Genomic DNA, 13841 nt, shown 5'->3' with positions numbered 1-13841 from the left:
GTTGTTCTCCCTCTATCTCCAGGGTGATTGCTGCCGGGAACTGTGCATCTTGAGCACGCCATGACCCTGTCGTGGCCATGGTGAGCCCAGTCGCTGGTATGGGGCTCGAAGCCGGGCGATGCGCTGTCGCCGTAGCGCGGCCGCCTTCACGGACGCGGCGGCGCAGTGACTGATCAGTGCAGATGCCTACGGGCGACCGCCAACGGTGCCGGGCGACCGCCAACGGTGCCGGTCGACGGTCCTACTCGCCGGTTATTCGTCCCCTGATGCCGGAGTCGGAAGTCCGGGGCCTGGATCCCTGTGGGTTCAGGGAATCCGAAAGTCGTTCGGCCTGAATTCACGGGTCCACCGGTCTGCTTCAGGTCGGTGTATCCGCAGGTTCGGGTGGAACACGGGGATGGTGTGCAAGCCGAAGAGCTTCGGTCGTGACATCGGCGTCGACCTGTGCCGGTGCTCTGTCGCCGTGTTCGAGGATGTCGTAGTCGTCGCCCAGCTCGGCGAGCCGCTCGACCAGCGGCAACTCGTGCCCGAAGCGCTGATGGATCCGGCAGGTCAGCTCGCGTGGCGTCAGCTCGCCCGCCGGCATTCGGGCGGCAAGTGCTCGCCGACTGGCATCGCCCCGGTGACTTCGGTCGGGGTGGTGCGTACAAGGCGTGGTCGTGCCGCATCTGCTTGCGCCGGGGGCCGGCCGTCAGCCTGCCTCTGCGCGAGTCCGTATCGGTGGGATGACCGATGTGCGCAGAGCGGGGGCGCGGTCATAGTCCTCGGGAAATTGTTCGCGGGTAGCCGTGCTGCGCCCGCTTTTTGAAAGGAAATTCTGTGGCCACGTATGCGGATCTGGTGTTTTTCGGTGGGCGGGTGGTCACGGTCGATGCGGAGTTCTCCGTCGCCTCGGCCCTGGCGGTGACCGGTGGGATCATCAGTGCCGTCGGTGGGCGGGACGACGTCTCGCCGCTCGTCGGACCCGGTACCCGCGTCGTCGACCTGCGGGGGGCGACGCTGCTTCCCGGCATCAACGATTCCCATCTGCACGGGTGCGCCTTCGGCATGGCGACACCGCCGCTCTCCGTCGAGCTCGGTCATCCCGCCGTGTCCTCTCTCGCGGACGTGGCCGAGGCGGTACGGGAGGCCGTCGGGCGGGTTCCGGGCGGGCAGTGGATCACGGGGCACGGCTGGGACGCCGGTTACCTCGACGAGTGCGTCGCCGATCCGTCGCGGCTGCCCTCGCGGCGCGACCTCGACGCCGTGAGCCCGGACCACCCCGTCGTCCTCTACTCCTTCTCCGGGCACGCCACCTGGGTCAATTCCAAGGCGCTGGAGCTCATCGGGATCGACCGGCACACCGTAGCGCCGCCCGGCGGGGCCATCGTCGTGGACGAGGCCGGAAAGCCGACCGGGCTGCTCCACGAGGGGGCCCAGGCCCTCGTCCAGAACGCGCTGCCTCCGCTCAGCCGGCAGGAGCGGACCGACGCGATCAGGTCGGCCCTCGCCACGCTCGCCGGGCTCGGCGTGACCAGCTACACCGAGCCCGGGCTCGGCCCTGGCGGCGACGGCATCATGCGGGGAGCGCTCGGCGCGGAGACCCTCGACGTCTATCGCCGGCTGCTGGCCGACGGCGAACTGACCGCCCGCGTCGGCGTCCTGCTCCTGCCCACCGGAATGGCGAGCACCGCCGAGGAGTTCGCCCGCACACTCACCGCCCTCGGTGACTCCGGCGACGCAGATCCGCGCCGCCTGGCGATCCACGGGGTCAAGGTCTTCGCCGACGGCATCGTCCCCAACAAGACGGCCTGGATGCACGAGCCGTACGTCGGCGGTGGCTGCGGCTCCCTGTGCGTCGGCGGTGAGACCGACGCCGAGCGGATCGACGAGATCGGCGCCATGATCCGGCATGCCCACGCCGCCGGGCACCAGTTGGGCGTCCACGTCACCGGCGACCGAGCCATCGACACCGTCGCGGATGCCTTCGCCACGGCCATGGCCGAGCACCCGCGGCCCGACGCCCGTCACTACGTCATCCACGGTGACTTCCTCACCGCGCACAGTATGAAGGTGCTGGCCGCACACGGCTTCGGCGTCAACATGAACCCCACCATCAAGTGGACCGTCGCCGACATGGAGGAGGAGTTCGTCGGTGCCGAACGGGCCGCCTACGCATGGCCCTACCGCGATGCCATCGACGCCGGCGTGCGGGTCGCGAGCGGGTCCGACGCCCCCGTCACGTACCCGGACTGGCGCCAGGGCCTCGCCACCATGCTGCTGCGCGAGTCGAAGGCCGCCGGCCGGGTCAGCGGCCCCGAGCAGCGCATCGTCCTGGCCGAGGCGATCCGTACGTACACGATCGACGCGGCCTGGCAGGACTTCGCCGAGGACTGGAAGGGCTCCCTGGAGCCCGGCAAGGCCGCCGACCTCTGCGTGCTCGACGGGGACCTGCTCACCGCCGACCCCCACGACATACCGGAGATGCCCGTCGTCCTCACCGTCGTGGACGGGCAGGTCGTGCACGACACCCTTCGCGATTGACGTATTCCAGGCACATGATCATCCTTGGGGGATGGCAGCGGAGCGGAGCAGGGCGGACATCCTGGACGCGGCCGTCCGTGTCCGTGAGGCCGCCAGGAGCGCCACGAGCGGCGCGACGGGCGTCGACACGGTCCTGACGGCGCTGTCGGAAGTCATGGAGTACGACCACGCCTCGCTGGCCCGGTGGGATCCGCTGCGCCGGCGCCACACCACCCTGGCCGGGAGCTACCCGGACGACGCCACGGCCTACATCGAGACCTGCCTCCACCACGACCCGGTGTTCCCCGTGCTCCGCAGCCCGGCCCGAGGCGGTCTCTGGCTCAGGGACGTCCCCGGGCACCTCCTGGCAGCATCCCCGGGCTTCCAGGAGGTGCTGTGCCCCCTCGGTATCGAGGACGGCGTGGCCCAGTGCCTCTTCGCCGCCGACGGCCGGTACGTCGGCATGCTGAACGTCAGCACCCGCCGGCCGCGGCGCACGCCCGACCCGGCGCGCGCCGTGGTCACCCTGCTCACCGAGGCCCTCGCCGCAGCCGTCGACCCCCACGCGGGCCTGCCACCCGAGAAGATCGCCGCAAACGTGAGACGCCCGGTCGCGTGGCGGCCCGGCGGACTCTCGCCACGGGAACTCCAGGTGCTGGCCGAACTGACCGCCGGCCGTACCAACCGGGAGATCGCCGAGCGGCTGTACATCACGCCGCGCACCGTGGGGACCCACATCGAGCACATCCTCGCCAAGCTCGACCTCCCCAACCGTGCAGCCGCCGCCGCCCGGGCCGCCGCCTGGGGAGTCGAGCCCTCCCACTGACGCGAGCGCGCGAGGACGGCCCGCTTCGCGGGGACCAGCACAAGAATTCCCCGTCGATCAGTGGGGATTCGGGCCGCGGGCCGGTGGCCGACAGCCCAGCGCAGATCGCGGAATGGCGGCGCCGGCCCCGACCGGTCCTGGGCCGGTCAGGCTAGGGGAGGGGGCAGGTGAGGGGGAGGACGCGTTCGGTCAGCCGGCCGGTGAGGTGGGTATCGGTGGTGACGGCTTCGGTGAGCCAGTCCGCTCGGGTCAGCTGGTCCACCAGGTGCTCCAGCTCGCCGGGACCAACGGCGCACCAGGAGGCGAGAGATTCCAGGCCGACGCCTTGGCCGCAGGGGCCGAGTCGTCCGTCGGCGCTGGTTCGGGTCGCCAGCATCAGCGCGAGCAGCCGGGTGCCGGGTGTGGCCCGGGTCTTGCGGAGCTTCTTGTCGGAGACGACCTTCTGGGCCCAACCGCTGAGCTTGGGTCGCATCTTCTTGCCGAACGTGAACGGGCCGGGATTGTCCGGGTGGGGCATGAGGGAAGGGACGGTGACGGGAGTGGGGCTCTCCGGCCGGGAGGCGAGCACATCCCCGGCGGTGCCGGGGATGCCCAGCCATCCGCAGTCGGTCAGCTGCCCAACCAGCTCCTCAGGATCGGTCAGGCCCAGCGAGGTGAGGTCCTGGCCGACGAGGTTTCCGCTGCCGGTGTGCGCGGTGCGCAGGGTCAGCATCATCACCAGCAGGCGTGCTTCCGGGCCGGGCAGCGGGGTGTGGCCGGTGACGTGCGCGAGGACGGACCGTGCGTGCTCCCACTGTGCGGGCCCCGTCAGCAGGCGGGTCACCGCCGGCTGGGTGCTGTCCGCACTGCGGCCGGTGCGCTGCTGGTGCTGGAGGCGGGCGGCGGTGGCGGCCTGCTCGGCGCGTTGGGCGTCCAGTCTCAGGCGCGTGTCGCCGGTGACCTCGGCCCAGGTGGTGAAGGCGCGCGCCTTGCGCGTGTGGAGCTCGGCGAGCTGCGCCAGGTCGGGTTCGGTGCGCTGCTGGTAGGCGCGGAAGAGATCGCCGAGCTCGATGAGCTCGTCGCGCAGGGCAACGGGCCGCAGGTCGTACGGGATGATCCGCTGCGCGATCTTCCCGTGTCGGGGACGGCTCCGCGCCGGCGCGGAGCGGGGAGTGGGCACCTCCCGCGAACCGGCCGCGGCCGAGGAACGGTGGGAGAACTGCGGGTTGCCGCCAGGTGCGGCCGACGGGCGGCCGGCAGCGGCTCGGACACCGGCCGACGGGGCGGTGGCGGTCGTGTCCGGGGTCGGGGCGGTGGCGACGATCTTCGCGCCGGGTGCGGCGGCCGCGCAGCGTGAACAGCACTCCATGGCCCGCCACCAGCGCCCTTCCCGGTCGGTGACCACCGCCAGGACCACCGCCCCGCCGCACCGCCAGGGCTCGGCACGCTCATGCCGGTCGTCGGGACGGACATGCGCGTGACAGCCCTCGGCCCTGCAGGCGCAGTACACATCGACCCGAGGCGTCGGGGCGGCCCGAAGATGAGCTGTGAGGTGCGCGACCGCAGCCGCACGGCCGGCGGCCGCGGACGGCAGACGCTGCACGGCACAGGAGGGACGGCTGCACGAGACGCGCACTGCCGCACTGCCACGGCCGGCAGCGTCCAGACGCACCGTCCACCTGCGTCCCAGTACCCGCTCGTCCAGTTGGCTCACTGTGGTCTCCGTCATCCGTCTTCCTCCTCTGCCGCGTCCACGCCTCCTGCACCGTGCCATGACGACGGACGGGCACGGCCGCGGGCCCACCGTACGCGGCCGTGCGGCCCGAAGACCGGTGAACTCGCCCTGCTCACCGGGACCGGTGAGTGAGCGGTTGCCGACGGATGTGACTCCGCAGCTCACCCCGCGCGCCTCGGCGTGCGGCTCCCGCCGCATCGGGCTGCCGCCCCCGGAAGTGCGGTCACGGGTGCGCAGCAGCTCGGTCACACGGCTGTTTCGGCCCGAACCAGGTGGCGACGTCCTTGTCGACGGGCGTCAACTCCGATGCTGCGACGCCACCCGTTTCGGTGATCGTCGGATTGACGGCCGCCGTGGCGGGGCCCGGTCGCCGGACTCGCGGTCGTGGCCGATCCGAACGGAGCGCAGCACCAGCACTCCCGATCCTGCACCCCTGGGGCGCCCCTGGGATGCGGGGCCGGACGACGGGCACCGGGCGGGGCCGTCTCCCGAACAGGCCGGCGGACGTCGGACGCCGAGGCCCGTGGGCCGTGCGACACGATGCCCGATGCGGTCGTCCACCCTACGGTGGTGGCATGGCGGTGATCAGCGGTTGGAGGCGCGGGACGCGGGCCCGGAGCGGTGTCAAGGACGCACTGGGCGTGACTGTGCTGTTCGTGCTCTCGGTCGTGGCCTCCTCGGTTGTACCGCATGCGCGCGAGTTCTCCTTGCGCTGGCCGGCCGTGGTGCTGGCCGGTGTCGGTTGCTCCGCGCTGGTGTGGCGGCGCCGTCACCCTGTTGGCGTACTGGCCGTCGCGGTTGGCTGCGGGGTGGCCTTTCAGGTGCTCGGATTCCGGGACAGTCCGCTGGTGATCAGTCCGGTCCTGGTCTCGGTCTACACCGTGGCCGCGCTGACCGACCGGCGTGCCACCTGGACGGCGGCATCGGTCTCGGCCGCTGTTCTGGTGGGCACCGCCGTGCTGCGCGATCCGCACTCGTGGCTGGCCCCCGACAACGCGGCGATGCTGGCGTGGACGGCTCTGCCGGCTGCCGTGGGGGACGGGGTGCGCTCACGGCGCGCCTATGTGGCGGCCGTGGAGGAGAGGGCGGAACACGCGGAGCGCACGCGTGAACAGGAGGCGCAGCAGCGAGTGGCGGCGGAGCGGGTACGCATCGCGCGCGAGCTGCACGACATCGTCGCGCACCACATCGCCCTGATCAACGCTCAGGCGGGCGTGGCCGTCCATCTGGTGGAACGACGGCCGGAACAGATCCTGGCCGCGCTGGAAGACATCCGGGACACCAGCCGGTCCGCGCTGGACGAACTGCGGGTGACCGTGGGGCTGCTGCGGCAGTCCGGCGAGCCGGTCGCGCCGCGTGATCCGATGCCGGGGCTCGCCCGCATACCGGCGCTCCTGGCATCGTTCGAACGCGCAGGTCTGGTCGTGAGCCATGTCCGACGCGGTGTCGTCGAACCGCTGGCCCCGGCGGTGGACCTGGCCGCGTACCGCATCGTGCAGGAGGCCCTGACGAATGTGCACAAGCATGCCGGGGCCGACCACGCCCGGCTGGTCCTGCACTACCGCCCCGAGCAGCTGACGATCACCGTCGAGAACGACGGACGAACCGGGGGGAACCATGCCCGTCCGGGGACCGGCCACGGGCTGATCGGGATGCGCGAACGCGCCTCCACGGTCGGGGGCCGGCTGTTCGCGGGAGTGCGCCCGGAGGGAGGCTTCACCGTGATGGCCGAACTGCCGCTCCGTCCCGGCCTGGTCATGGGCAAACCGCCGAGGAGGGACGGGCATGACGATTCGCGTACTGCTTGCGGATGACCAGGCCCTGTTGCGGGGCACGTTCCGGATGCTGTTCGACTCCACGGACGACATGGAGACGGTGGGGGAGGCGTCCAATGGGCGGGAGGCGTTGGAGCTGGCGCGTGCGGAGCGCCCCGATGTGGTCCTGATGGACATCCGCATGCCGGAGATGGACGGTCTCGACGCCACACGGCTCATCAGCGAGTCCGAGGACCTCACCGGGGTGAAGGTGCTCATCCTGACCACCTTCGAGGACGACGAGCATGTTGCCGAGGCCCTGCGCGCCGGTGCGAGCGGCTTTCTCGGCAAGGGGGCCCGGCCCGAGGAGCTTCTCGAAGCCGTCCGTACGATCGCCCTCGGTGAGGCCTTGCTGTCCCCGGCGGCGACGCGTGCGCTGATCAATCGCTTCCTCGCGCAACCGGACCCGTGCGCGGCGGATGTGCACGAGCGGCTTGAGTGCCTGACGCGGCGGGAACGCGATGTCGTGGCGCTGGCGGCGCTGGGACTGTCGAACGACGAGATTGCAGAACATTTGTTCGTAAGCCCTCTGACCGCCAAGACCCATGTCAACCGGGCCATGACCAAGCTGTCGGCGCGCGACCGGGCCCAGCTCGTCGTCATCGCCTATCAGTGCGGCCTGGTCAGTCCGGCGCCGGAATCAGGGCCCTCACAGGCATCCGTGTGAGCGACCGCGCGGGCAGGCGGGTGCGGGTCGAGGTCGTAGGAACGAGTACCGGATACCGCAGTCGTGGTAGGTGGGAATCGCTGCGGGGGGACGATGTGCGAGGGGCCGTTCCTGGGCGAAGGTGAGAGGGCGAACGGAGGTTTCGCCATGATCGAAGCCCACTGCACGACCAAGCGATACGGCGCCGCATCCATCGGCCCGCACACCGCTCCCCGTGTGCTGGTCGCTCTGCTCGCCGCCACGGCGGCCACGGCCCGTCGCGGACACGCCGGCGACTCCTCGCCACGCACGCGACCGCCCTCCCCGGCATCGGTGCCCAGCTTCTCGTGCGACGCGACGTCTGAACCCTGAGAGGGGACAGAAGCGGCAGTCGCCACTCTCACGACCGGCCCCACGGCCGCGATGCCCGCGCTACTACCGGCACCTCGGCGCCCCCCCCCGAACTCTCGGCACCTCGGCACAGGAAGGACCCTCTCATGCTTACTGCAACCAGGAACGGCCGTAAGACCAGTGAACGACCGGCCGAAGAACACGACATCCCCGTCCCGGCGGCCGACGAAGCGATCGCGGTGGGAGCTCACCTGGCGACCTGCTCCACGTGCCGGGCCGGGTACGACTGCAGCGAAGCCGTGCCCGCACATCTGTTCCTGCTCCGCCAGGCCCTCGCCGACAGCACCGGCCGGCAGCAGGCGGCGTGCGAGGACGGCCGGACGGAACACCACCGTGTGGCACCCTGCCGGCGCGGTCCGGTCCGTACGAGCGGGGCCACGCAGCTCACCCTCTCCCAATGGGTCAGCAGGACCGCGGGGATCGGCGTCCGAAGCTGACGAGGAAGGCGTCGACGAGCGCGGGGGGCGGTCCGGGCACCGCTTCCGGAGCGGTGCCACCGCCCCGGAAGCGGTGCCCGGACCTCTTCGTCGAGCCCGAGGGACGTGCTGCAGCCGGTGCGGGACCGCGGGCCCTGCGCGCGGCCGCCGCTGAAGCCTCCCCGCCGGGCACCTTCAGCCCGGCGCCACCGCATAGCCGTCGGCCGTCCAGCCGCCGTCGCTGACCAGCACCTGGCCCGTGATGTTCGCGGACACGCCGGAGGCGAGGAAGAGGGCAAGATGCGCGATGTCCTCCGGGCGGCCGAGGCGCCCACGAGGAGTGCGGCGGCGCAGCGCCTCCGTGTCCAGCCGCCCGGCGGCGGAGAGCCGGGTCACCAGGTCGGTCTCGACGTATCCGGGCGCCAGTGCGTTGACGCGTATCCCGAACGGGGCCCACTCGACGGCCAGGACCTTGGTGAGAGCGGCGACGGCGGCCTTGGTCGCACAGTACGCCGCGCGTTCGGGCCCGGCGGTCACCCCGTACATCGACGAGGTGGTGAGGACGACACCTCCGTCGCCCTCGCGCATGATGCGGGCGGCGGCGCGCGCGCAGACGAAGACGCCGGTGAGATTGACGTCCAACGCGGTGTTCCAGCGGTCCAGTTCGAGGTCGAGGGAGGGCGCGTTGGCGGACACGCCGGCGTTGCCGATCATGACGGACAGCGTTCCTGTCCGGGCGGTGAAGCCGGTGAGTGCCGCCGTCACGGCGTCCTGGTCGCTCACCGGGGCCGTGGCCTTCATGATCACCTGGTCGGGGTGGCGCGCTGCCAGTACGGGCCGCACCCGGTCCAGTTCGTCGCCGTCGATGTCGAGCAGCAGTACGTGGCATCCGGCGCGCACGAAGGCGTCGGCCATCGCCAGGCCCAGGCCCCGCGCGGCTCCGGTGACGCACACGGACCTGCCGCGCAGGTCGGGGTAGATCGCCGTTTCGGTCGTCATGTTCCGTTCCGCTCCTTCTTCCGCCTTCTCCACCGGTGTTCTCGTACGTGCTCAGGCCATGTGCATGCCGCCGTTGACATGGATGACCTCGCCCTGCACGAAGCTCGCCGCCGGTGAGCACAGGAAGGCGACGACGGAGGCCACCTCCTCCGGCCTGCCCAGACGGCCCAGGGGAGTGGTGGAGAGAGCGGTGTCGCCGCGGGTGGCGACGTAGTCGCGGGTCATGGAGGTCTCGATGATGCCGGGCGAGACCATGTTGATCCGTGCCCGGGAGCCGAGTTCCCAGACGAGGCTGCGGGAGAAGGCGAGCAGCGCGCCCTTGGTCGCCGCGTAGTGCGCGTGCCGGACGCTGCCGCGGTGACCGGCCATGGAGGTCAGATTGACGATGCTGCCGCCCTCGTTCAGGTGGGGCAGGACGGCGCGGGTCAGGTAGAAGACGCCGTTGAGGTTGACCGAGATGACAGCGTTCCACTGCTCGTCGGTCATGTCGGCGACTGCCTGCTCCGGATAGATCCCGGCCGCGGGCACGAGGAAGTCGACCGAGCCGAACGCCTCGACCGCGGCGGCGACGAACGCGTTGTTGCTCTCCGGCGAGGCCGCGTCCAGGGCGCGCGGGATCACGGTCGTACCGGTGGGGTCGAGCGTCGCGGCGAACTCCTCCAGCGCTCCGGCGTCCAGGTCGCCGAGCACCAGATGGGCGCCGGCGGCGTGGAACTGGCGGGCCACCTCGCGGGCGATGCCGCCGCCCGCGCCCGAGAGGAGGAGGGTCCGGCCCTCGAAGGGGCGGGCGTCAGCCCCCGGAGCCTGCTGTGTCTGCTGTGCGGTCGGTGTCATGGTCGTCCTCGGTGAACAGTTCGGGATGTTGGGCCAGTTCCAGCCGCGTACGGCGGATGTGGCCGGTGAGAAAACGTTCGGCGTCGACGGTGTCGGCCCGTTTGATCGCCTCGATGATCAGGCGGTGTTCGGCATGGATCAGCTCCCAGCCGCTGTCGCCCGCGAGCCGGGCGAAGGCGCGCCGGTAGTGCTGGGTGGTGTTCCAGAAACGGTCGACCATGGTGGTGATCTGGGCGACACGGCATCCGGCGTAGGTGAGCAGATGCAGACGGCGGTCGAGGGTCAGGAACCGGTCCACGTCGGTGGTGAGCTCGATCTGCCGCGCGATCGTCTCCAGTTCGGTGACCTGTTCCGCGGACAGATGCGGAATGCTCTCGCTGAGCGCGAGCGGTTCCAGACGCTCACGGATCTTGTAGACGCCCTCGCACTCCGCCATGTCCATCCTGGACACCCAGGCGCCGCTGTTGGACTTCACGACCGTCAGGCCCTCGGCCGCCAGTATCCGCAGGGCCTCGCGTACCGGCAGCCGGCTGGCGCCGAGTTGTGCGGCGACCTGCTCCTGCATGATCCGTGCGCCGGGGCGCAGTTCGCCGCTCAGGATGGCGGCACGCAGATGGTCCGCGACGCGCTGGCTGGCGACTGCGGCGGCGCTGGATCCGGCCCCGTCGGATCCGGGCACGCCGGATGCGGACGTGGTGGATCCGGTGGTCGGCTTCCGTGACATGGCTCTCCCTGGTGCGGCGGATCGACAGCGTGTTTCAGACGGAAGGCTGCCACAGCAGTACCGGTGAGTCGGCTTCGTACCGCTTGCCACCGGGGTAGGAGACCAGCTCCAACTGCATCCCCCAGGGGGTGAGGAAGTAGACCCACCGCTGCCCCTCGCTCGGACCCGAGCTGGCCGTGGGCTCGCCGAGGATCCGCACGCCGTGTCGCCGCAGATGTGCCACGGCAGCGTCGAGGTCGGTGACGTAGAAGGCGAGATGGTGGCCTCCGACGTCACTGTTGCGCGGCGGTCGTGTCTCCTGGCCGGGGGCTTCGTACTCGAAGATCTCGAAGTTCGGACCGCCCGCGCAGCGGAAGAAGCGCAGCTCGCGCATGACGGCGCGCGGGTGGACGTCGAGGTGGTCGCTCATCCAGGTGCCGTCGGAGCGGAACGGGCCGAGCGAGTAGACGTGCTCGCAGCCGATCACCTCGACGAAGAAGCGGGTCGCCTCCTCAAGGTCGGGAACGGTGAAGCCGATGTGCTCGACACCGGCCAGACCGGGAAGCCCGTGTTCCCGATCAGATGCTGAATGGATCCATCTATCCGCCATGTCTCTCACAGTGCGACGCCATATCTGCCGCAGTCAATGGCTACTCATGAAATCTGAACGTAACGTTCCGGTAACGAGGTATTGGTTATGGATCCATTCACTGCGACAGTGCTCACCGAATCACACAGGAGAGTGCTCATGCCCACACACCGGAAACTGGCCCCCGCCGCACCCTGGACCGAGGTGACGGCGACCAAGAAGGACTGGCACGGCGCGGATCCGCGGCTGCTGACCTCGATGTTCACCCAGACCCTGCTGATCAGGACCTTCGAGGAGTACGTCCTCGACCTCGCGGGCCAGGGGCTGGTGCACGGGCCGGCGCACTCCAGCATCGGCCAGGAGGGCGGCGCCGTCGGCTCCGTGCTCCCGCTGACCGCCTCGGACTTCGTCGGCGGCTCGCACCGCGGACACCATCAGTTCCTGGCCAAGGCGCTGGGCTATGTCGCGCCCGGCGGTATCGATCTGCGCCGGCCGGTCGACGGGGAGGTGCGCACCGTTCTGCTGCGCGGCCTGGCCGAGATCTGCGGCCTGGCCCGGGGCTTCTGCCGGGGGCGAGGCGGATCCATGCACCTGCAGTGGCGTGAGGCCGGGGCCATGGGCACCAACGCGATCGTCGGCGGCGGCGTGCCGCAGGCGGCCGGGTTCGCCTGGTCGGCTCGGCAGGCGGGCACCGACGCCGTCTCCGTCAGCTACTTCGGGGACGGCGCGGTCAACATCGGCTCGGTGCTGGAGACGATGAACCTCGCCGCGGCCTGGAAGCTGCCGGTCTGCTTCTTCATCGAGAACAACAAGTACGCCGTCTCCACCCACGTGGACGAGGCGACGGCCGAGCCGCGCCTCTCGGCGCGCGGTCTGGGCTTCAACATTCCCAGCTGGCGCGTGGACGGCATGGACCCGCTGGCCGTGTACCTGGCCATGACCGAGGCCGTGGACCACATGCGTGCCGGCCACGGTCCCACCATCGTCGAGGCCGAGGTCTACCGCTACTTCCACCAGAACGGCCCGTTCCCCGGCAGCGCGTTCGGCTACCGCACCAAGGACGAGGAGAAGGAGTGGCGGGCCCGCGATCCGCTCGCCCTCGTCTCCCGGCAGCTCGTCGAGAACGGCGTCCTGAGCGCCGACGAGATCGAGGAGTGCACCGCGCGCGCCAAGGCCGTCATGGCCGCCATCGGTGACGAACTGCTGGAGCCCGACCCCGACGGGAAGCCGGGCACCCGCCGCATCAGGCCCGCCGAGTGGCCCGACCCGTCCTTCCGTGACGTCGGCGTACGGGGAGACCTCAGCGAGTTCGACGGAGTACGCCTCGCCGACATCGGCACCGGGTCGGATGCCTTCCAAGGACGCCTGGAGCAACGGAAGTTCATCGACGTCGTGGCCGAGGTGATGAGCCACCGCATGGCCGAGGACGCGTCGGTCGTCGTCATGGGCGAGGACGTGCACCGTCTCAAGGGCGGTACCAACGGCGCGACCAAGGGCCTGGCCGAAGCCCATCCGGACCGTGTCCTGGGCACCCCCATCAGCGAGAACGCCTTCGCCGGACTCGCCGGTGGCATCGCGCTCGACGGCCGGTACAAGCCGGTGGTGGAGTTCATGTACGCCGACTTCATGTGGGTCGCGGCCGACCAGATCTTCAACCAGATCGGCAAGGCCAGGCACATGTTCGGCGGCGACGGACAGGGTTCCGGCGTCCCGCTCGTCCTGCGCAGCAAGGTCGCCATGGGCACGGGGTACGGCTCACAGCACTCCATGGACCCGGCGGGCATCCTCGCCACGGCCCCCGGCTGGCGGATCGTCGCGCCGTCCACGCCCTTCGACTACGTCGGCCTGATGAACAGCGCGCTGACGTGCAAGGACCCGGTCGTCGTACTGGAACACACCGACCTGTACAACTCGGTCGGTCCGGGTCCGGTCGACGACTTCGACTACTGCCTGCCCGTGGGCAAGGCGGCCGTGCGCCGCACCGGATCGCGGATCACCGTGGTGACGTACCTCGCGATGACCGGCCACGTCCTGGACGCCGTCGAGCAACTGGGCCTGGACGCCGAGGTCATCGACCTGCGCTGGCTGGACCGCGCCAGCCTCGACTGGGACACCCTCGGCGCGAGCATCCGCAAGACCAACAACGTGCTCATCGCCGAGCAGGGCCCCGTCGGAACCTCCTACGGCGGCTGGCTGTCCGACGAGATCCAGCGCCGCTACTTCGACTGGCTCGACCAGCCCGTCCAGCGCGTCCGGGCCGGAGAGTCCTCGCCCAGCATCAGCAAGGTGCTGGAGCGGGCGGCCATCGCCCGGAGCGAAGAGGTCGTGGCCGCGCTCCAGCGGGTCACCGAGAGCTGACCCTCCCCGTACGACAGAACACCCAGGAG

The 13841-nt window shown here is 70.6% G+C and carries 13 protein-coding genes; 7 read left to right on the top strand and 6 right to left on the bottom strand.

Going from position 1 to position 13841, the window contains the following annotated elements; all coding sequences use genetic code 11:
- Positions 1-358: 358 nt before the first annotated feature.
- Positions 359-586 (bottom strand): hypothetical protein, encoded by a 228-nt coding sequence (locus ACF1B9_RS07795; protein WP_391739646.1) that lies wholly within the window; start codon positions 584-586, stop codon positions 359-361.
- A gap of 233 nt (positions 587-819) precedes the next feature.
- Between ACF1B9_RS07795 and ACF1B9_RS07790 the strand changes: the two genes are divergently transcribed.
- A complete protein-coding gene (locus tag ACF1B9_RS07790; RefSeq protein WP_391739645.1) occupies positions 820-2523 on the top strand; it encodes an amidohydrolase in 1704 nt (567 codons plus the stop codon).
- 31 nt (positions 2524-2554) lie between these two features.
- On the top strand, positions 2555-3328 hold the full coding sequence (locus tag ACF1B9_RS07785; protein ID WP_391739644.1) for a response regulator transcription factor: 774 nt from the start codon (positions 2555-2557) through the stop codon (positions 3326-3328).
- Between the two features lie 151 nt (positions 3329-3479).
- On the opposite strand, the gene ACF1B9_RS07780 is transcribed toward ACF1B9_RS07785, so the two are convergent.
- A complete protein-coding gene (locus ACF1B9_RS07780) occupies positions 3480-5036 on the bottom strand; it encodes a hypothetical protein (RefSeq protein ID WP_391739643.1) in 1557 nt (518 codons plus the stop codon).
- A 647-nt stretch (positions 5037-5683) separates the two neighbouring features.
- On the opposite strand from ACF1B9_RS07780, the gene ACF1B9_RS07775 reads away from it, so the two are divergent.
- The 4 genes from ACF1B9_RS07775 (at position 5684) to ACF1B9_RS07760 (ending at position 8350) form a co-directional block, all read left to right on the top strand.
- Positions 5684-6856: a sensor histidine kinase gene (locus ACF1B9_RS07775; RefSeq protein ID WP_391739642.1), complete on the top strand. Its 1173-nt coding sequence runs from the start codon at positions 5684-5686 to the stop codon at positions 6854-6856.
- Positions 6828-7523 carry a response regulator gene (locus tag ACF1B9_RS07770; RefSeq protein WP_391739641.1) on the top strand — a complete coding sequence of 232 codons (696 nt, stop codon included), beginning with the start codon at positions 6828-6830 and terminating at the stop codon, positions 7521-7523. Before ACF1B9_RS07775 ends, ACF1B9_RS07770 begins: the two co-directional genes overlap by 29 nt.
- A 147-nt stretch (positions 7524-7670) precedes the next feature.
- A complete protein-coding gene (locus ACF1B9_RS07765) occupies positions 7671-7874 on the top strand; it encodes a hypothetical protein (RefSeq protein ID WP_391739640.1) in 204 nt (67 codons plus the stop codon).
- A gap of 125 nt (positions 7875-7999) precedes the next feature.
- Positions 8000-8350, top strand: coding sequence for a zf-HC2 domain-containing protein (locus ACF1B9_RS07760; protein WP_391739639.1), 351 nt, complete (start codon positions 8000-8002; stop codon positions 8348-8350).
- Between the two features lie 174 nt (positions 8351-8524).
- Here the strand turns inward: ACF1B9_RS07760 and ACF1B9_RS07755 are convergent, their stop codons facing one another.
- From ACF1B9_RS07755 to ACF1B9_RS07740, 4 genes are read right to left on the bottom strand one after another with little or no spacing between them, the layout of a single operon-like run.
- Positions 8525-9328, bottom strand: coding sequence for an SDR family NAD(P)-dependent oxidoreductase (locus tag ACF1B9_RS07755; protein ID WP_391739638.1), 804 nt, complete (start codon positions 9326-9328; stop codon positions 8525-8527).
- Between the two features lie 51 nt (positions 9329-9379).
- Positions 9380-10162, bottom strand: coding sequence for an SDR family NAD(P)-dependent oxidoreductase (locus ACF1B9_RS07750; RefSeq protein WP_391739637.1), 783 nt, complete (start codon positions 10160-10162; stop codon positions 9380-9382).
- Complete coding sequence (locus tag ACF1B9_RS07745) at positions 10119-10886, bottom strand: GntR family transcriptional regulator (protein ID WP_391739636.1); 768 nt, start codon at positions 10884-10886, stop codon at positions 10119-10121. The genes ACF1B9_RS07750 and ACF1B9_RS07745 overlap by 44 nt, the downstream gene beginning before the upstream one ends.
- A gap of 34 nt (positions 10887-10920) precedes the next feature.
- Positions 10921-11475 carry a VOC family protein gene (locus tag ACF1B9_RS07740; protein WP_376276002.1) on the bottom strand — a complete coding sequence of 185 codons (555 nt, stop codon included), beginning with the start codon at positions 11473-11475 and terminating at the stop codon, positions 10921-10923.
- 138 nt (positions 11476-11613) lie between these two features.
- On the opposite strand from ACF1B9_RS07740, the gene ACF1B9_RS07735 reads away from it, so the two are divergent.
- Positions 11614-13812, top strand: coding sequence for a thiamine pyrophosphate-dependent enzyme (locus tag ACF1B9_RS07735; protein ID WP_391739635.1), 2199 nt, complete (start codon positions 11614-11616; stop codon positions 13810-13812).
- Positions 13813-13841: the final 29 nt, after the last annotated feature.

Origin of the sequence: Streptomyces sp. NPDC014727, assembly GCF_043083485.1 — a bacterium.
Lineage (GTDB): Bacteria > Actinomycetota > Actinomycetes > Streptomycetales > Streptomycetaceae > Streptomyces.
This window is presented reverse-complemented; position numbering and strand designations above follow the sequence as displayed.

Bases quoted from the DNA above. Each gene is read 5' to 3' on its own strand.
- ACF1B9_RS07795 (WP_391739646.1), bottom strand. From the start codon at position 586: ATGCCGGCGGGCGAGCTGACGCCACGCGAGCTGACCTGCCGGATCCAT.
- ACF1B9_RS07785 (WP_391739644.1), top strand. From the start codon at position 2,555: ATGGCAGCGGAGCGGAGCAGGGCGGACATCCTGGACGCGGCCGTCCGT.
- ACF1B9_RS07780 (WP_391739643.1), bottom strand. From the start codon at position 5,036: ATGACGGAGACCACAGTGAGCCAACTGGACGAGCGGGTACTGGGACGC.
- ACF1B9_RS07770 (WP_391739641.1), top strand. From the start codon at position 6,828: ATGACGATTCGCGTACTGCTTGCGGATGACCAGGCCCTGTTGCGGGGC.
- ACF1B9_RS07765 (WP_391739640.1), top strand. From the start codon at position 7,671: ATGATCGAAGCCCACTGCACGACCAAGCGATACGGCGCCGCATCCATC.
- ACF1B9_RS07760 (WP_391739639.1), top strand. From the start codon at position 8,000: ATGCTTACTGCAACCAGGAACGGCCGTAAGACCAGTGAACGACCGGCC.
- ACF1B9_RS07755 (WP_391739638.1), bottom strand. From the start codon at position 9,328: ATGACGACCGAAACGGCGATCTACCCCGACCTGCGCGGCAGGTCCGTG.
- ACF1B9_RS07750 (WP_391739637.1), bottom strand. From the start codon at position 10,162: ATGACACCGACCGCACAGCAGACACAGCAGGCTCCGGGGGCTGACGCC.
- ACF1B9_RS07745 (WP_391739636.1), bottom strand. From the start codon at position 10,886: ATGTCACGGAAGCCGACCACCGGATCCACCACGTCCGCATCCGGCGTG.
- ACF1B9_RS07740 (WP_376276002.1), bottom strand. From the start codon at position 11,475: ATGGCGGATAGATGGATCCATTCAGCATCTGATCGGGAACACGGGCTT.
- ACF1B9_RS07735 (WP_391739635.1), top strand. From the start codon at position 11,614: ATGCCCACACACCGGAAACTGGCCCCCGCCGCACCCTGGACCGAGGTG.